Here is a 16,633-nt window from a genome sequence, read left to right as displayed (position 1 = left end):
AGTTCGGAACCTTGGACTTAACGATAGAGTCCAGTTATTAGCCTGCTAATGAAAACAGGGCTAAGTTGATAGCTCTGTTCGTCCCGTCAGGTCCGTAGCCGTGCGGACCATAAGGAGTCGTGTCATGTCATCGCTTGATAGCCTGAGTACCCTTAAGACCCTGGAAATAGACAGCAAAACCTACCACTACTTCAGCCTGCCCGAAGCCGCCAAGAGCCTGGGTGACCTGGACAAGCTGCCGATGTCGCTGAAGGTGCTGCTGGAAAACCTGCTGCGCTGGGAAGACAACAAGACCGTCACCGGCGCCGACCTCAAGGCCATTGCCGCCTGGCTCAAGGAACGCCAGTCCGACCGTGAGATCCAGTACCGCCCGGCCCGGGTATTGATGCAAGACTTTACCGGCGTGCCGGCTGTAGTCGACCTGGCCGCCATGCGCGCCGCCGTGGCCAAGGCCGGCGGCGACCCGCAGCGCATCAACCCGCTTTCCCCCGTGGACCTGGTGATTGACCACTCCGTGATGGTCGACAAGTTCGGCAACGCCGATGCCTTCGAGCAAAACGTCGACATCGAAATGCAGCGCAACGGCGAACGCTACGCCTTCCTGCGCTGGGGTCAGAGCGCCTTTGACAACTTCAGCGTGGTGCCACCGGGCACCGGCATCTGCCACCAGGTCAACCTCGAATACCTCGGCCGCACCGTGTGGACCAAGGACGAAGACGGCCGCACCTATGCCTTCCCGGACACACTGGTCGGCACCGATTCCCACACCACCATGATCAACGGCCTCGGCGTACTCGGCTGGGGCGTGGGCGGGATCGAAGCGGAAGCGGCGATGCTCGGCCAGCCGGTGTCGATGCTGATCCCGGAAGTGATCGGCTTCAAGCTCACCGGTAAATTGAAAGAAGGCATTACTGCCACTGACTTGGTGCTGACCGTGACCCAGATGCTGCGCAAAAAAGGCGTAGTGGGAAAATTTGTCGAATTCTACGGCGACGGCCTGGCCGACCTGCCGTTGGCCGACCGTGCCACCATCGCCAACATGGCCCCGGAATACGGCGCCACCTGCGGCTTTTTCCCGGTGGATGAGGTAACGCTGGACTACCTGCGCCTCTCCGGCCGTCCTACCGAAACCGTGAAACTGGTCGAGGCTTACACCAAGGCCCAGGGCCTGTGGCGCAACGCCGGCCAGGAGCCGGTGTTTACCGACAGCCTGGCCCTGGACATGGGCAGTGTCGAAGCCAGCCTGGCCGGGCCGAAACGCCCGCAGGACCGCGTGGCACTGCCCAATGTCGGCCAGGCCTTCAGTGACTTTCTCGACCTGCAATTCAAACCCACCAACAAAGAAGAGGGCCGCCTGGAAAGCGAAGGCGGCGGCGGAGTTGCCGTGGGCAATGCCGACCTGGTGGGCGAAACCGACTATGAGTACGACGGCCAGACCTATCGCCTGAAAAACGGCGCGGTGGTGATCGCCGCAATCACCTCCTGCACCAACACCTCCAACCCCAGCGTGATGATGGCGGCCGGGCTGGTGGCGAAAAAGGCCGTGGAAAAGGGCCTGACGCGCAAGCCTTGGGTCAAGACCTCCTTGGCGCCAGGCTCCAAAGTGGTCACCGACTACTACAAGGCGGCAGGCCTCACCCAGTACTTGGACAAGCTCGGCTTTGATCTGGTGGGCTACGGCTGCACCACCTGCATCGGCAACTCCGGCCCGCTGCCCGAGCCGATCGAAAAGGCTATCCAGAAAGCCGACCTTGCGGTGGCGTCGGTGCTGTCGGGCAACCGCAACTTCGAAGGCCGCGTGCACCCGCTGGTGAAAACCAACTGGCTGGCTTCGCCGCCGCTGGTGGTGGCGTATGCCTTGGCGGGCACTGTTCGCATCGATATCAGCAGTGAGCCGCTGGGGAATGACCAAGACGGCAAGCCGGTGTACCTCAAGGACATCTGGCCCAGCAGCAAGGAAATCGCGGATGCCGTGGCCCAGGTCAGCACCGGTATGTTCCACAAGGAATACGCCGAGGTGTTCGCCGGTGACGAGCAGTGGCAAGCCATTGAAGTGCCACAGGCCGCCACCTACGTCTGGCAAAAGGATTCCACCTACATTCAGCACCCGCCATTCTTCGACGACATTGCCGGGCCTCTGCCCGTGATCAAAGACGTCAAAGGCGCCAACGTGCTGGCGTTGCTGGGTGATTCGGTCACCACGGACCACATCTCCCCGGCCGGCAACATCAAGACCGACAGCCCCGCCGGCCGCTACCTGCGCGAACAAGGCGTGGAGCCGCGCGACTTCAACTCCTACGGCTCGCGCCGGGGCAACCATGAAGTGATGATGCGCGGCACCTTTGCCAATATCCGTATCCGCAATGAAATGCTCGGCGGCGAGGAAGGCGGAAATACGCTGTATATCCCCACCGGCGAGAAGATGGCGATCTATGACGCGTCGATGAAGTACCAGGCCTCGGGCACACCATTGGTGGTGGTCGCCGGCCAGGAATACGGCACCGGCTCCAGCCGCGACTGGGCAGCCAAGGGCACCAACCTGCTGGGCGTCAAGGCGGTGATCGCCGAAAGTTTCGAGCGTATCCACCGCTCCAACCTGGTGGGCATGGGCGTGCTGCCGTTGCAGTTCAAGCTGGATCAGAACCGCAAGACGCTCAAGCTGACCGGGAAGGAGAAGATCGACATTCTCGGGCTGACCGACGTGGAGATCGTGCCGCGGATGAACTTGACGCTGGTGATTACGCGGGAGGATGGGAGTACGGAGAAGGTGGAGGTGTTGTGCCGGATCGATACGCTTAATGAGGTGGAATACTTCAAGGCCGGGGGCATCTTGCACTATGTACTTCGCCAGCTGATCGCCTCTTAAGTAACACTGCAAAACAAATGTGGGAGCAAGCCCGCTCCCACATTTTTTACCGTGTTCTGATCAGAACAACCACTTCCACAACAGCACCAGCACCACCACCGCCAGCACCGGCCGCGCAATGCGGTAAGCCTTCGGATGCTTGCGCTTCCACTGCTTGACCACGCCGCTGAACTTGTCACTGAAAGTCTTGCTCCAGGCGTACGCCTGGTTGATCCCGCCCACGCGCTCGTCATCCAGGTTCTGCGGTGCAGTGGCGCGGCCCAATTGCTTGCTGACCCAGCGGTTGACGCGGGTCATGAAGCCATTGCTCAACGGCCGCTCGATGTCACAGAACAGGATCACGCGGGTCTGCTCGGTTTCGTTCTTGACCCAGTGCACATAGGTTTCGTCGAACATCACGTCTTCGCCGTCACGCCAGGCGTACACCTGGCCGTCGACAAAGATGCGGCAGTCGTCGGAGTTCGGCGTGGACAAACCCAGGTGATAACGCAGGGAACCGGCAAACGGGTCGCGGTGCGGGTTGAGGTGGCTACCGCCCGGCAACAGCGCGAACATCGCGCCTTTCACATTGGGAATGCTGCTCACCAGCGCTACGGTTTTCGGGCACAGCGCCTCGGCCGACGGCAGGGGTTTGTCGTACCACTTGAGGTAGAAACGCTTCCAGCCCTTCTTGAAGAACGAACCGAAGCCGGCGTCGTTGTTCTTTTCGGCGGCGCGGATGTAACCCTCGTCGAACAGGTGCATAGCCTCTTCGCGGATCACTTCCCAGTTGTCCTTGAGTACATCCAGTTCGGGGAACTTGCTGCGGTCCAGGTAGGGTTTGGACGGCACGGCCGAGAAGAGGTACATCAAGGCGTTATACGGGGCGAACAGCGCCGAATGGTTGACGAACTGGCGCAATACCGGCAAACGCGCCTTGCCGCGCAGGTGCACGTACAGTGTGCTGCCGATAAACACCAACAACACCGACAGCTTGGCCGCTAAAGAAAAGGTCATGCAGCAACTCCTGAAAAAATGCGCCGGGCATCATAAACACTTGGGCCAGTATGCAGAAGGCCCAAGGTGTCAGTGCTGACACACATCAAGCCTGGTTTTCCTGATCGGTAAACAAATCGCTGAACAGCATGCTCGACAGGTAGCGCTCACCGGAGTCCGGCAAAACCACCACAATGGTCTTGCCCTGCATCTCCGGTTTCTCGGCCAAGCGTACCGCCACGGCCATCGCGGCGCCGCAGGAGATACCGCACAGAATCCCCTCTTCCTGCATCAGGCGCAGGGCCATGGCCTTGGATTCGTCGTCGGTCACCAGCTCCACGCGGTCAACCATCGACAGGTCGAGGTTCTTCGGCACAAAACCGGCGCCGATGCCCTGGATCTTGTGCGGGCTGGGCTTGATCTCTTCGCCGGCCAGCGCCTGGGTAATCACCGGCGACACGATCGGCTCGACAGCCACCGACAGGATCGGCTTGCCCGCAATGTTCTTGATATAGCGCGAAACACCGGTGATGGTGCCGCCGGTACCCACACCCGCCACCAGCACGTCCACAGCGCCATCGGTGTCGTTCCAGATTTCCGGACCGGTGGTTTTTTCATGGATCGCCGGGTTGGCCGGGTTTTCGAATTGGGCCGGCATAAAGTAGGTGGCCGGGTCGCTGGCAACGATTTCGCCGGCTTTTTCGATCGCGCCCTTCATGCCCTTGGCCGGCTCGGTCAGCACCAGTTCGGCGCCGAGGGCCTTGAGTACCTTGCGGCGCTCGATACTCATGGACGCTGGCATGGTCAGCAGCAACTTATAGCCACGGGCGGCGGCGACGAATGCCAGGCCGATGCCGGTGTTGCCGGAGGTGGGTTCGACAATGGTCATGCCCGGCTTGAGTTTGCCGGTGCTTTCAGCGTCCCAGATCATGTTTGCGCCAATGCGGCATTTCACCGAGTAGCCTGGGTTACGCCCTTCGATCTTGGCCAGGATGGTCACGCCACGCGGTGCGATCCGGTTGATCTGAACCAGGGGCGTGTTACCGATGGAGTGCGCGTTGTCTGCAAAGATGCGGCTCATGACGGGTCCTATGGGTCGATTCAAGGAAGGCCACAAGGGTATGCCTCGTGCCGCAAAGCGTCCAGTCGGAGGAACGTTGCGCCCTTCGCAAGAGTCCATCCCCTATACGGACAGAGGACCCTCCCCATGAAACGTCGCTACAGCTGGCCACTATGGACCGTCGCCGGATTGCTGGTGGTACTGGTTGCCTTGAGCATCGCCCTGCCCTACCTGGTGCGTAACTACTTGAATGACAAGCTCGCCAACATGGGCGACTACCGCGGCCACGTCACGGATGTAGACCTGGCCCTGTGGCGCGGCGCCTACAAGATCAACGGCCTGGAAATCATCAAGGTCGACGGCAAAGTGCCAGTACCGTTCGTCAAGGCGCCGCTGATCGACCTCGCGGTGAGCTGGCACTCGTTGTGGTACGACCATGCGGTGGTGGCCAGGGTGCGTTTTATCAACCCCGAGGTGAACTTCGTCGACGGCGGCGCCAACAAGCAGGCGTCCCAGACCGGTAAAGGCACCGACTGGCGCGAGCAGTTAAGCAAACTGGCGCCCATCACCCTCGACGAAGTGCGCATCGAAGACGGCAAGATCGCCTTCCACAACTTCAGCTCCAAACCACCGGTCAACATCAACGCCACCGCGGTCAACGCCAGTTTCTACAACCTGACCAACGTGGTCGACGTCAAAGGCAAGCGCGACGCCCGCTTCGAGGGCAAGGCGCTGCTGCAAGGCCAGGCGCCGCTGGAAGCCACAGCCACCTTTGACCCGCTGAGCAATTTCGAGAACTTCGAATTCCGTTTCCGCGCCAAAGACTTGCAGCTCAAGCGCATGAATGACTTCGCCTCGGCCTACGGCAAATTCGACTTCAAGGCCGGCACCGGCGACGTGGTGATCGAAGCCCAGGCGGAAAAAGGCCAGTTGACCGGCTATATCAAGCCGCTGCTGCGCGACGTCGAAGTGTTCGACTGGCAGCAGGACGTGGAAAACAAAGACAAGAACATCTTCCGCTCGATCTGGGAGGCGGTGGTCGGCGCCAGTGAAACCGTGCTGAAAAACCAGGCGAAAAACCAGTTCGCCACCCGTGTTGAACTCAGTGGCAGCGTGCACCAGCAAAATGTCAGCGCGTTTTCCGCGTTTTTGGCGATTTTGCGCAACGGCTTCATCCAGGCGTTCAATGCGCGCTATGAACAACCCAAGCCCTCGGCGGACTGAAGGTGACTGGTCATTCAGAGACTGAATAAGCCGCCTGCGTTCACAGTCGCCGGGGCTGCGCGGTATAGTCCGGGCATTGATGAATGCGAGGAAACACCGATGAAGTTCGAAGGCACCCAGGCCTATGTGGCTACCGATGACCTGAAACTGGCCGTCAACGCCGCGATCACCCTGGAACGGCCGTTGCTGGTCAAGGGCGAGCCCGGCACCGGCAAGACCATGCTCGCCGAGCAATTGTCCGAGTCCTTCGGTGCCAAACTGATCACCTGGCACATCAAGTCCACCACCAAGGCCCATCAGGGCCTGTACGAGTACGACGCGGTGAGCCGCCTGCGCGACTCGCAACTGGGTGTGGACAAGGTCCACGATGTGCGCAACTACCTGAAAAAGGGCAAGCTCTGGGAAGCGTTCGAATCCGAAGAGCGGGTGATCCTGCTGATCGATGAAATCGACAAGGCCGACATCGAGTTCCCCAACGACCTGCTGCAAGAACTCGACAAGATGGAGTTCTACGTCTACGAAATCGACGAGACCATCAAGGCCAAGAAACGCCCGATCATCATCATTACCTCCAACAACGAAAAAGAGCTGCCGGACGCCTTCCTGCGCCGCTGCTTCTTCCACTACATCGCCTTCCCCGACCGCACCACCCTGCAAAAGATCGTCGATGTGCACTACCCCGACATCAAGAAGGACTTGGTCAGCGAAGCGCTGGATGTGTTCTTCGACGTGCGCAAAGTGCCGGGCCTGAAGAAAAAACCCTCCACCTCCGAACTGGTGGACTGGCTCAAGCTGCTGATGGCCGACAACATCGGCGAAGCCGTGCTGCGCGAACGTGACCCGACCAAGGCCATCCCGCCGCTGGCCGGTGCGTTGGTGAAGAACGAGCAGGACGTGCAGTTGCTGGAGCGTCTGGCGTTCATGAGCCGTCGCGGTAACCGCTGATGCTGCTCAACCTGTTCAACGAGATGCGTGCCGCCAAGGTGCCGGTGTCGGTGCGCGAGCTGCTCGACCTGATCAACGCGCTGAAAATGCGCGTGACCTTCGCCGACATGGACGAGTTCTACTACTTGGCCCGGGCGATCCTGGTCAAGGATGAGCGGCATTTCGACAAGTTCGACCGGGCCTTCGGTGCGTATTTCAACGGCCTGGAGAAACTCGACGACCATTTGCAGGCGCTGATCCCCGAAGAGTGGCTGCGCAAGGAGTTCGAACGCTCGCTGACCGATGAGGAACGTGCGCAGATCCAGTCCCTTGGCGGCCTGGACAAGCTGATCGAAGCATTCAAGAAACGCCTGGAAGAACAAAAGGAACGTCACGCCGGCGGCAACAAATGGATCGGCACCGGCGGCACCAGTCCGTTCGGCTCCGGCGGCTATAACCCGGAAGGCATCCGCGTCGGCGACGCCGGCAAGCGCCAGGGCAAGGCCGTTAAAGTGTGGGACCAGCGCGAGTACAAGAACCTCGACGACCAGGTTGAACTGGGCACGCGTAACATCAAGATCGCCCTGCGTCGCCTGCGCAAATTTGCGCGCCAGGGTGCGGCGGAAGAGCTGGATATCGACGGCACCATCGACCACACCGCCCGCGATGCCGGCTTGCTGAATATCCAGATGCGCCCGGAGCGGCGCAACACCATCAAGCTGCTGCTGCTGTTCGACATCGGCGGCTCGATGGATGCACACGTGAAGATCTGCGAAGAGCTGTTCTCCGCGTGCAAGACCGAGTTCAAGCATTTGGAGTACTTCTACTTCCATAACTTCGTGTACGAATCGGTGTGGAAGAACAACCAGCGCCGCACCTCGGAACGCACCTCGACCCAGGATTTGCTGCATAAGTACGGCGCGGATTACAAAGTGATTTTCATCGGCGATGCGTCGATGGCGCCGTATGAAATCACCCAGGCCGGCGGTAGCGTCGAGCATTGGAATGAGGAGCCGGGGTATGTGTGGATGCAGCGCTTCATGGCCAAGTACAAGAAGCTGATCTGGATTAACCCGTATCCGAAGGATACGTGGGGGTATACGGCGTCGACGGGGATTGTGCGGGAGTTGGTGGAGGATCAGATGTATCCGCTGACGTTGCGGGGGTTGGAAGAAGGGATGCGCTTTCTCTCGAAATAGCGTCGCTGTTTTGTGGCGAGGGAGCTTGCTCCCGTTGGCCTGCGCAGCAGGCCCAATGCCGGGGCCACTACGCGCCCCAACGGGAGCAAGCTCCCTCGCCACAGGTTTCACCCATTCAATAATCGCTGCAAAAAGTCGATGTGCTGGCGATGCGCAGTCTCCTGCACCACCGGCGCCAACCGCACCTTCTCCCCCGGCAAACACTGCGCCAAGCGCGCCAACGCCAATGGCGTCAAGGCTCCCAAGCGCGGATAACCGCCAATGGTCTGCCGGTCATTGAGCAACACAATCGGCTGCCCATCCGGCGGCACCTGGATCGCGCCCAACGGAATCCCCTCGGAGATCAGCGACGGCCCCTGATACTGCAACGGCGTGCCCAGCAGACGCATGCCCATGCGGTCGGCGCGGCTGTCCAGCGTCCATTCGGTGTTGAACGCATCGAACAGGCTTTGCCCACTGAACTGGCCGATCTGGGCACCGACGATCACGTCCAATGCAGTTTTGGAAAGGCCTGGATCATTCAGCACTTTCATTGCGCCGCCGACGCCGGAATACGCCAAGCGTCCACCTTCGACCAGTGCCTTACCGAAACCGTCCACGCCGCCCAGTTCTTCACGCACAACGGTGGCGCAACTGCCCAGCACGTCCGGCGCATCAAACCCGCCCGGCGCCGCCAGATAGGCCCGCGCGCCATTGAATGGCTGGGTAAAGCGCAAACGCTGGCCCTTTTGCAGGATAAAACTGCGGCCGGGGCTGATGGCACGTTCGTCGATGTAAGCACCCAAGTCCGCACCGGCCAGGGCCAGCAGGCAATAATCCTCGGCCTGCACGGTAAAGCCGCCCAGGGTGATTTCCACCACCGGCGCGTCCAGCGCATTGCCCAACAGCCAGTTGGCCCAGGACATCGACACCCAGTCCAGCGCCCCGCCCTGGGTCACGCCCAGATGGCGCACGCCAAAACGGCCGGCGTCCTGCAACAGGCACAGCGGTGTGCTGGCCTCAATGATCAAGCGGCTCATGCCTGCGCCTCCAACGGCGTGTCATCGCCACCCAGTTTGATGAATTGCGCGTGATCGACAGGTTCGAAGCGTACCGTGTCGCCCGGTTGCATCAGGCTGTAGCCGTCGCGCTCACGGTCGAACAACCTGGCCGGGGTGCGGCCGATCAGGTTCCAGCCCCCCGGTGACACCACCGGGTAAGCGGCGGTTTGCCGTTCAGCGATGCCGACACTGCCGGCCGCCACGCGCTTGCGCGGGGTACTCAGGCGCGGCGCGGCAAGGATTTCATCCACCAGGCCCATAAAGGCAAAACCGGGGGCGAAGCCGAGGGCGAAGACTTGGTATTCGTGGGCGCTGTGGCGGCGGATCACGTCATCGACACTTAGCCCGCTGCGCTGGCTGAGCAGGCTCAATTCGGGGCCGACGCTCTGGTCGTACCACACCGGCAGCACATGGCACTGGCCGCTGCCTTGAGTGCGCGGTTGCAGGTCGGTCAGGGCCTGGTCGATCAATTCCCGTGCCTGGGCCGGGTTCAATGCGCTGAGGTCGTAATGCACCATCAAGGTGGTGTAGGACGGCACCAGGTCGACCAAAGCCGCGCCGAAACCGTTGCGCAAGCGATGGGTGGCGGCGAGCATCCAGGGCATGTTGGCTTCGGCGATTGCATCAAACAGACGCACCATCAGGCAGTCGATGGCCACCACTTCAATCCGTGGCTTCATGCTGGCTTCAATGCCTCGCGGATGCGCTGTACGGCGGCGATCGAGCTGGCGTTGTCGCCATGCACGCACAGCGTGTTGGCTTGCAGGACCAACGAGCTGCCGTCGCTGGCGGTCAGCGCTTCCCCCCTGGAAATGGTCAGGGCTTGCTGCAGGATGGTGTCGGCATCGTGGTGCACGGCGCCGGGCAACTGCCGCGAGACCAGGTGGCCCTTATTGTCGTAGGCGCGGTCGGCAAAGGCTTCGAACCACAGGGTGACGCCATATTCATCGCCCAAGGCCTGCGCGGCGCTGTTGTCGCGGGTGGCGAGCAACATCAGCGGCAGGTCGCCGTAAGCCGCCACGGCCTGGATCACCGCGCGCAATTGCGCGGGCTTGGCCATCATGTCGTTGTACATCGCGCCGTGGGGCTTCACGTAGCGGACCCGCCCACCTTGCGCCCGGCAGATGCCGTCGAGGGCGCCGATCTGGTAGTGCAGCAGGTCCTGGATTTCCTGGGCGGTGTAGGCCATGGAGCGACGACCAAAGCCTTGCAGGTCCTGGTACGCCGGGTGCGCACCGACTTGCACGCCATGCTTGAGTGCCAGGCTGACGGTCTTGCGCATGATGCTCGGGTCGCCGGCATGGAAGCCGCACGCCACGTTGGCGCAATCAATGAACGGCATGACCTCGGCGTCCAGACCCATAGTCCAGTTGCCGAAGCTTTCGCCGATGTCGCAATTCAGAAGAAGGCGGCTCACGTTGGTCGCTCCTGTAGGCATTGTTATTTTGTAGTGTGGGATTTTTTACGCAGAACTCGCAACTTGTCCTGACACCCCAACGGCGCTTATCGTGGAATAGCTCGATTTTTGGCGCTGGCTCGGTGCGGCGTCCAACTAATAAAAACCGATCCATGCATAAGAAAAAGTTGATCCCATGAATTTGAAGTTCCTCGAAACCTTCGTCTGGGTGGCCAAGCTCAAGAGTTTCCGCCTGACCGCCGAGAAGTTGTTCACCACCCAGGCGTCGATCTCCAGCCGCATTGCCGTGCTGGAAAGCGAGTTGGGGGTGAAGCTGTTTCTGCGCGACTCACGCGGTGTGAGCCTGACCCCGGAAGGCTTGAAGGTGCTCGACTATGCCGAGCAGATGATGGTGACGATGCAGGGCCTGAAGCAGTCCCTGGAGACCACCAGCAGCAAGGTCGGGCGCATCCGCATTGGCGCGATGGACACGGTGATCCACACCTGGCTCAGCCCGTTGGTGGCGGAATTGATGGACCACTTCCCGCTGGTAGAAATCGAGTTGGTCGCCGATACCGCGCTGAATCTCAGCGATCAGCTGCAAAAAGGCTTCCTCGACCTGATCCTGCAAACCGACCTGCTGCGCCTCGAAACCGTGCGCAGCCTGGAGCTGTGCAGCCACCCCATGGCGTGGATCGTCGCCAGCCAGTCGATCTACAACCGTGACTACGCCTCCCTCGCCGAACTGGCGCAGGAACGCATCATCACCTACTCGAAAAACTCCCATCCACACCAGGACGTGATCAGCCTGATGCAGGCCAACGGCGTGGCCGCGCCACGGATGAACTGCGTGAACTCGGTGTCGGCCATCACCCGTTTACTGCGCGACGGTTTTGGCATTGGCGCACTGCCGCCGGTGCTGGTCAGCGAAGAACTGGCGCGCGGCGAATTGGTGATGTTGCCGATGGCGCAGAAACTGCCGAACTTGCAGGTGGTGGTGTCGTGGCGCGTGGGGGTGGAGCTGGTGGAGGAGATTGTCGGGTTATGCCAGAAAGTAGTGGCGCGGTATGCCGAGGAAGTGGGTGAGGAGCGGATGGTGCTCGCTCACCCGTGAGGCTCAGAGCCCTTTGAGGTCCCGCTCTTCGATCGGCCGGCTCTGGCGCAGGCGCTTGCCGCCCAACACCACCCAGTCGATCAAACGGAACAGGCACTCCAGGCCGAACGACAACAGCATCGCCCCGCCCAACCCCCAGCCCATGGCCTCGGGCGTCAGCAGGATCTGGTAGCTGTAGCCGTTCCAGGTCTCCTGGCGGATATCCGGGTCCGCCGCCACGGCCACTTGCAGGGCGCGGATGTACCACGGGCCTTGCATGGCCTGGAATTGCTTGTCCAACGCCACCTGGCGGTCAAGCATGGCGCCCAGGCTGTTGGCGTCGCTCTGGAACACCGGGTCATCACTGGCGCGGTAATGCGCGACCAACGCCTTCAAGTCACCGTTGAAGAACTGCCGCGCAGTGTTTTCAAACCCGCTGAGGCCGGTCTGGGCCTCGATCAGGTGAGCTTCGACGCGCTTGGCGTAGTCGTTGATGAAGCCCGGCACTTGCACGCCGACCAACAGGCCAATGGCAAACAGCACCAACCGCAGATAACTGAGCAACATGGTCGATATCCTTACTCGGTGATGCCCTGGCTGACGCATTCACCGCGTCGCCACAGGCTCCATTGGCCCGGTTCGTAGCGGGTCCAGTTTTCGTTGTCGGTCAAAGGTTCGGTGGCGATCACGGTCACCACGTCATTGGGCGTGGTTTCGGCCTGAAAATCGACGATCACGTCGACATCTTTCAAGCGTGCCGGGCCAAACGGGGCGCGACGGGTGATTTGCGCCAGCTTGGTCGAGCAATAGCAAAACAGCCAGTCGCCGTCGCTGAGCAGGCAGTTGAACACGCCTTTGCTACGATATTCGGAGCAGGCGGCGATCAGGTCCGGCAGGACTTTTTCAATGTCCACCGGCTCCGGGAAGGCTTCGCGCACGCGGTTGAGCAGATCGCAAAAGGCCGCTTCGCTGTCGGTATCGCCCACCGGGCGGTAGAAAGTGGCGCGGGGATTGAAGTCGGCCAACTGGCCGTTATGCGCAAAGCACCAGTTGCGGCCCCACAGTTCGCGCACGAACGGGTGAGTATTGGCCAGGCTGACCTTGCCGACGTTGGCCTGGCGGATATGGCCTATCACCACTTCGCTTTTGATCGGGTAACGCTGCACCAGCAGCGCGACTTCCGATTCGCTGCTGGCGGCCGGGTCCTGGAACAGGCGCAGGCCACGACCCTCATAGAACGCAATGCCCCAACCGTCACGGTGGGGACCGGTGCGCCCACCGCGCTGCATCAGCCCGGTGAAGCTGAACACGATATCGGTGGGGACGTTGGCACTCATGCCCAATAATTCACACATGCCAGGGCTCTCGCAGCAGGGCGGACAACGTTAAAGGCGCGGTTCGACGCGCAGACCGCTCACGGGTGCAGGACGGCGCAAAGGCACGTCATCGTCGTCCTGATCCGGTTCGGCGGCCAGGGCGGCATCGGCAGCAGCCTTGCGCTCACGGCGGGCCTTGGCGGCGCGCTCGATGGGCCAGCGGATCAGCACAAAGACCAGGTACACGCCAAAGGCGATCATGCTGTACATGAACAGATCGGAAATGGCCCGCCAGGCGTTATTGCCGACCTTGAGCACCAGGTCCAGGGCGGTGATGGCCACGGCCGGCGCGAACTGGGTCTTGACCGGGTCGACGATGGTCGGGCTGAACAGCAACACCGCCATCAGCAACAGCAGCGGCTCACGCAGCCAGCGCCAGATCCAGCGGGTCATGCGCCACCACACCAACAGGCAGCCCAAAGCGGCGAAGGCGTAAAGGCCCCAAGCGGTCAGATAGTCGTTCTCGGTCATGGTGTCCATGGCAAGGTTGGCAAACAGGCGGCTATGATAACGGCTTTTGCGTGTCGCGGCTGCAATGCCTGCCACCGTCCGCCTGATAGAGATTAATCCCATGCCTACATCGACCGCTCCGATCGCCCGCAAGGCCCAAGGCTCAGATCCGTACGCCTGGCTGCAAGAGCGCGACAGCGCTGAGGTGCTCGATTACCTCAAGGCCGAAAACGCCTGGCAGGAAGCGCAACTCGCCGATCAGGCAGCGCTGCGCGAAACCCTGTTCGAGGAGATCAAGGGCCGCATTCTCGAAACCGATCTGTCGCTGCCTTCGCCGTGGGGCCCGTATCTGTATTACACCCGCACCACCGCCGGTGACGAATACGCCCGCCACTACCGCTGCCGTCGCCCGGCCGACGACAGCAACCAGGTGGATGACAGCAGCGAAGAGTTGTTGCTGGACCCGAACGTGCTGGCCAATGGCGGTTTCTTCTCCCTCGGCGCGTTCAGCATCAGCCCCGACCACCAACGCCTGGCCTACAGCCTCGATACCAGCGGTGAAGAGATCTACACCCTGTACGTGAAGGAATTGGCCACCGGCAAAGTCAGCGAACTGGCGTTTGAAAACTGCGACGGCAGCATGACCTGGGCGAATGACAGCCTGACCCTGTTCTTCGGCGAACTGGACGACACCCACCGCCCGCACAAGCTGTATCGCTATCGCCTGGACGGCACGGCGGCGCAGGAAGTGTTCCATGAGCCGGACGGCCGTTTCTTCCTGCATTGCTACCGTTCCAGCTCCGAGCGCCAGCTGCTGCTGTCACTGGGCAGCAAGACCACCAGCGAAGTCTGGGCCCTGGACGCCGATCAGCCACACCTGGACTTCACCTGCCTGGCGCCACGGGTCGAGGATCATGAATACGATGTCGACCACGGCCAGCTGAATGGCGCGTGGACCTGGTTTATCCGCAGCAACCGCGATGGCATCAACTACGCGTTGTTCGTCGCGACCGACATTGGCGACGTACCGACCGAAGCTGAATGGCAGAACCTGATCCCCCACAGCGATGAGGTGATGCTCGACGGCGTGAGCCTGAACACCCACGCCATGACCCTGAGCCTGCGCATCGGTGGCCTGCCGGTGATCGAAGTGCACCCACAGGGCTTGCCGGCCTATCGCGTGGAATTGCCTGACGCCGCCTACAGCCTCTACGTACAGAACAGCCTGGAATTTGTCAGCGACAAGATCCGCCTGCGTTACGAAGCCCTGAACCGTCCGGCCCAGGTGCGTCAGCTGGAACTGGCCAGTGGCGCGCAACAGGTGCTCAAGGAAACCCCGGTACTCGGCGTGTTCAATGCCGACGATTACGTGAGCCAGCGCCTGTGGGCCACCTCGGCAGATGGCACTCAGGTGCCGATCAGCCTGGTGGTCAAGCGCGACCAGCTGGGTAAACCAACGCCTCTGTATCTGTACGGCTACGGCGCCTACGGTTCGAGCCTGGACCCGTGGTTCTCCCACGCACGCCTGAGCCTGCTGGACCGAGGCGTGGCGTTTGCCATCGCCCACGTGCGCGGCGGCGGTGAGCTGGGTGAGGCCTGGTACCGCAACGGCAAGCAGGAACACAAGCAGAACACCTTCAGCGACTTTATCGCCTGCGCCGAACACCTGATCGCCGAGGGCCTGACCACGTCCAAACAACTGGCCATCAGCGGCGGCAGTGCCGGCGGCCTGTTGATCGGCGCGGTGCTCAACCAGCGCCCGGAGCTGTTCCAGGCAGCGATTGCCGAAGTGCCGTTCGTCGACGTGCTCAACACCATGCTCGACCCGGAACTGCCGCTGACCATCACCGAGTACGACGAGTGGGGCAACCCGCAAGAACCGGACGTCTACGAACGCATCAAGGCCTACGCGCCCTACGAAAACGTTCGCGCCCAGGCCTACCCGCACCTGCTGGTGATCGCCGGCTACAACGACAGCCGCGTGCAATATTGGGAAGCCGCCAAGTGGGTGGCCAAGCTGCGCGACACCAAGACCGACGACAACCTGCTGTTGCTCAAGACCGAACTGGGCGCCGGCCACGGTGGCATGAGCGGTCGTTACCAGGGATTACGTGACGTAGCACTCGAATATGGCTTTGTGTTCAAGGCGCTGGGGCTGATTTAAGGAACTTAGCGGGGCGGTTCTGTCTGAACACAGGACCGCCTACTGATTGATGGACCAAGATTGCAGCCATGGCACTACCGACGCTAATGAATACCGAAATCCGCGACATGCTCATGGATTGCGGCCTGTTCGACCCGCTGTTGCCGGAAGACTTTCACGTCGCCGCCGGCTATTTCAATATCAGCAGCATTGCCCGCGACGAGGTAATTTTCCTTGAGGGCGATGCTGGCACGTTCATGTGCATCCTCCACAGCGGCCAGGTGGCGGTGCAAAAAACCAACTACGATGGCCAACGACTGACCATCGCCACCCTGCGCAGCGGCCGTGCCTTCGGCGAAATGGCGGTACTCGACGGCGAGCGCCGCTCGGCCAGTTGCATGGCGGCCAGTGACTGCGTGCTGTTGAACCTGGGCAAGGACTCCCTGGAAAAGATGCTCAACGAAGCGCCCAGGGTTGCCGCCAAGATCATCCGCGCGATTGCCATCGCCCTGTCCAAGCGCCTGCGCATGGCCGACGGGCAATTACTTTCGCAACAGTTTTAGCCGCCCGGCGTCTTCGGCTTGCTGTCGTTTTGCAGCAGGCCCGGCACCGTCTGGTCCTTGGGTGGCGTGGGCAGCACGATGGGCACCAAGGGCGGCGAGCCGTTGGTCTTGGGCACGGCCGGTGGGGTGACTTGCGGGTACAACGTCGGCGTCGGGGTGCCCGGTGCGCCTGGCGTTGGGGCGGGCGCGACCGGTACGGTTTGCAACTCCTGAGCCTGCACCGCACCAGAGGCGAGCGCGCTCAACACAATGACCGTTAGAATGCTGCACTTCATCGATGGCTCCATGGCCTGACCGGAATGTCGTAAGGCTACTCCCAACCGC

At 61.4% G+C, this 16,633-nt stretch carries 16 protein-coding genes; 7 read left to right on the top strand and 9 right to left on the bottom strand.

What is annotated here, in order from left to right; translation table 11 throughout:
* Window positions 1-124 precede the first annotated feature (124 nt).
* The gene (gene acnA, locus HX812_RS17700) at window positions 125-2,866 is read left to right on the top strand and encodes an aconitate hydratase AcnA (protein WP_038846535.1); all 2,742 of its coding nucleotides are present in this window, start codon (window positions 125-127) and stop codon (window positions 2,864-2,866) included.
* Between the two features lie 60 nt (window positions 2,867-2,926).
* Here acnA and HX812_RS17695 read toward each other — a convergent pair whose 3' ends face one another.
* Both HX812_RS17695 and cysK read right to left on the bottom strand, forming a co-directional pair.
* Window positions 2,927-3,862 (bottom strand): aspartyl/asparaginyl beta-hydroxylase domain-containing protein, encoded by a 936-nt coding sequence (locus tag HX812_RS17695; RefSeq protein ID WP_038846533.1) that lies wholly within the window; start codon window positions 3,860-3,862, stop codon window positions 2,927-2,929.
* Between the two features lie 85 nt (window positions 3,863-3,947).
* The gene (cysK, locus tag HX812_RS17690) at window positions 3,948-4,922 is read right to left on the bottom strand and encodes a cysteine synthase A (protein WP_038846532.1); all 975 of its coding nucleotides are present in this window, start codon (window positions 4,920-4,922) and stop codon (window positions 3,948-3,950) included.
* A 126-nt stretch (window positions 4,923-5,048) separates the two neighbouring features.
* Between cysK and HX812_RS17685 the strand changes: the two genes are divergently transcribed.
* The 3 genes from HX812_RS17685 (at window position 5,049) to HX812_RS17675 (ending at window position 8,248) form a co-directional block, all read left to right on the top strand.
* Window positions 5,049-6,125, top strand: coding sequence for a DUF748 domain-containing protein (locus tag HX812_RS17685; protein WP_038846531.1), 1,077 nt, complete (start codon window positions 5,049-5,051; stop codon window positions 6,123-6,125).
* Window positions 6,126-6,224: 99 nt separating this feature from the next.
* Entirely contained in the window at window positions 6,225-7,070 is an 846-nt protein-coding gene (locus HX812_RS17680; protein WP_038846528.1) for a MoxR family ATPase, read from the top strand.
* Window positions 7,070-8,248, top strand: coding sequence for a VWA domain-containing protein (locus HX812_RS17675; RefSeq protein WP_038846526.1), 1,179 nt, complete (start codon window positions 7,070-7,072; stop codon window positions 8,246-8,248). The genes HX812_RS17680 and HX812_RS17675 overlap by 1 nt, the downstream gene beginning before the upstream one ends.
* A 107-nt stretch (window positions 8,249-8,355) precedes the next feature.
* On the opposite strand, the gene HX812_RS17670 is transcribed toward HX812_RS17675, so the two are convergent.
* From HX812_RS17670 to HX812_RS17660, 3 genes are read right to left on the bottom strand one after another with little or no spacing between them, the layout of a single operon-like run.
* Window positions 8,356-9,267: a biotin-dependent carboxyltransferase family protein gene (locus HX812_RS17670; protein WP_038846220.1), complete on the bottom strand. Its 912-nt coding sequence runs from the start codon at window positions 9,265-9,267 to the stop codon at window positions 8,356-8,358.
* Window positions 9,264-9,968: a 5-oxoprolinase subunit PxpB gene (pxpB, locus tag HX812_RS17665; RefSeq protein ID WP_038846223.1), complete on the bottom strand. Its 705-nt coding sequence runs from the start codon at window positions 9,966-9,968 to the stop codon at window positions 9,264-9,266. The genes HX812_RS17670 and pxpB overlap by 4 nt, the downstream gene beginning before the upstream one ends.
* The gene (locus HX812_RS17660) at window positions 9,965-10,705 is read right to left on the bottom strand and encodes a 5-oxoprolinase subunit PxpA (RefSeq protein WP_038846224.1); all 741 of its coding nucleotides are present in this window, start codon (window positions 10,703-10,705) and stop codon (window positions 9,965-9,967) included. The genes pxpB and HX812_RS17660 overlap by 4 nt, the downstream gene beginning before the upstream one ends.
* 175 nt (window positions 10,706-10,880) lie before the next feature.
* On the opposite strand from HX812_RS17660, the gene HX812_RS17655 reads away from it, so the two are divergent.
* Window positions 10,881-11,798: a LysR family transcriptional regulator gene (locus HX812_RS17655; protein WP_038846225.1), complete on the top strand. Its 918-nt coding sequence runs from the start codon at window positions 10,881-10,883 to the stop codon at window positions 11,796-11,798.
* A 3-nt stretch (window positions 11,799-11,801) separates the two neighbouring features.
* Here HX812_RS17655 and HX812_RS17650 read toward each other — a convergent pair whose 3' ends face one another.
* The 3 genes from HX812_RS17650 to HX812_RS17640 are packed head-to-tail and all read right to left on the bottom strand — an operon-like array spanning window position 11,802 to window position 13,699.
* Entirely contained in the window at window positions 11,802-12,344 is a 543-nt protein-coding gene (locus HX812_RS17650) for a DUF2937 family protein (RefSeq protein ID WP_016975238.1), read from the bottom strand.
* Window positions 12,345-12,355: 11 nt separating this feature from the next.
* On the bottom strand, window positions 12,356-13,132 hold the full coding sequence (locus tag HX812_RS17645; RefSeq protein WP_016975237.1) for a class II glutamine amidotransferase: 777 nt from the start codon (window positions 13,130-13,132) through the stop codon (window positions 12,356-12,358).
* Window positions 13,133-13,162: 30 nt separating this feature from the next.
* Window positions 13,163-13,699: a hypothetical protein gene (locus HX812_RS17640; protein WP_038846227.1), complete on the bottom strand. Its 537-nt coding sequence runs from the start codon at window positions 13,697-13,699 to the stop codon at window positions 13,163-13,165.
* A gap of 25 nt (window positions 13,700-13,724) precedes the next feature.
* Between HX812_RS17640 and HX812_RS17635 the strand changes: the two genes are divergently transcribed.
* Both HX812_RS17635 and HX812_RS17630 read left to right on the top strand, forming a co-directional pair.
* Complete coding sequence (locus HX812_RS17635; protein WP_038846228.1) at window positions 13,725-15,767, top strand: S9 family peptidase; 2,043 nt, start codon at window positions 13,725-13,727, stop codon at window positions 15,765-15,767.
* 68 nt (window positions 15,768-15,835) lie between these two features.
* Window positions 15,836-16,309 (top strand): cyclic nucleotide-binding domain-containing protein, encoded by a 474-nt coding sequence (locus tag HX812_RS17630; protein WP_038846230.1) that lies wholly within the window; start codon window positions 15,836-15,838, stop codon window positions 16,307-16,309.
* Here the strand turns inward: HX812_RS17630 and HX812_RS17625 are convergent.
* Window positions 16,306-16,584, bottom strand: a complete 279-nt coding sequence (locus HX812_RS17625) for a hypothetical protein (RefSeq protein ID WP_038846232.1) — start codon at window positions 16,582-16,584, stop codon at window positions 16,306-16,308. The genes HX812_RS17630 and HX812_RS17625 overlap by 4 nt on opposite strands.
* Window positions 16,585-16,633: the final 49 nt, after the last annotated feature.

The organism is Pseudomonas sp. IPO3749, from assembly GCF_013386605.1.
GTDB classification, from domain to species: Bacteria; Pseudomonadota; Gammaproteobacteria; order Pseudomonadales; family Pseudomonadaceae; genus Aquipseudomonas; species Aquipseudomonas azotoformans_A.
This window is presented reverse-complemented; position numbering and strand designations above follow the sequence as displayed.

What these genes read in the sequence shown, in the direction of transcription:
- HX812_RS17685 (WP_038846531.1), top strand. Translation starts at nt 5,049, where the DNA reads ATGAAACGTCGCTACAGCTGGCCACTATGGACCGTCGCCGGATTGCTG.
- HX812_RS17630 (WP_038846230.1), top strand. Translation starts at nt 15,836, where the DNA reads ATGGCACTACCGACGCTAATGAATACCGAAATCCGCGACATGCTCATG.
- HX812_RS17635 (WP_038846228.1), top strand. Translation starts at nt 13,725, where the DNA reads ATGCCTACATCGACCGCTCCGATCGCCCGCAAGGCCCAAGGCTCAGAT.
- pxpB (WP_038846223.1), bottom strand. Translation starts at nt 9,968, where the DNA reads ATGAAGCCACGGATTGAAGTGGTGGCCATCGACTGCCTGATGGTGCGT.
- HX812_RS17655 (WP_038846225.1), top strand. Translation starts at nt 10,881, where the DNA reads ATGAATTTGAAGTTCCTCGAAACCTTCGTCTGGGTGGCCAAGCTCAAG.
- acnA (WP_038846535.1), top strand. Translation starts at nt 125, where the DNA reads ATGTCATCGCTTGATAGCCTGAGTACCCTTAAGACCCTGGAAATAGAC.
- HX812_RS17675 (WP_038846526.1), top strand. Translation starts at nt 7,070, where the DNA reads ATGCTGCTCAACCTGTTCAACGAGATGCGTGCCGCCAAGGTGCCGGTG.
- HX812_RS17625 (WP_038846232.1), bottom strand. Translation starts at nt 16,584, where the DNA reads ATGAAGTGCAGCATTCTAACGGTCATTGTGTTGAGCGCGCTCGCCTCT.
- HX812_RS17680 (WP_038846528.1), top strand. Translation starts at nt 6,225, where the DNA reads ATGAAGTTCGAAGGCACCCAGGCCTATGTGGCTACCGATGACCTGAAA.
- HX812_RS17695 (WP_038846533.1), bottom strand. Translation starts at nt 3,862, where the DNA reads ATGACCTTTTCTTTAGCGGCCAAGCTGTCGGTGTTGTTGGTGTTTATC.
- HX812_RS17670 (WP_038846220.1), bottom strand. Translation starts at nt 9,267, where the DNA reads ATGAGCCGCTTGATCATTGAGGCCAGCACACCGCTGTGCCTGTTGCAG.
- cysK (WP_038846532.1), bottom strand. Translation starts at nt 4,922, where the DNA reads ATGAGCCGCATCTTTGCAGACAACGCGCACTCCATCGGTAACACGCCC.
- HX812_RS17645 (WP_016975237.1), bottom strand. Translation starts at nt 13,132, where the DNA reads ATGTGTGAATTATTGGGCATGAGTGCCAACGTCCCCACCGATATCGTG.
- HX812_RS17650 (WP_016975238.1), bottom strand. Translation starts at nt 12,344, where the DNA reads ATGTTGCTCAGTTATCTGCGGTTGGTGCTGTTTGCCATTGGCCTGTTG.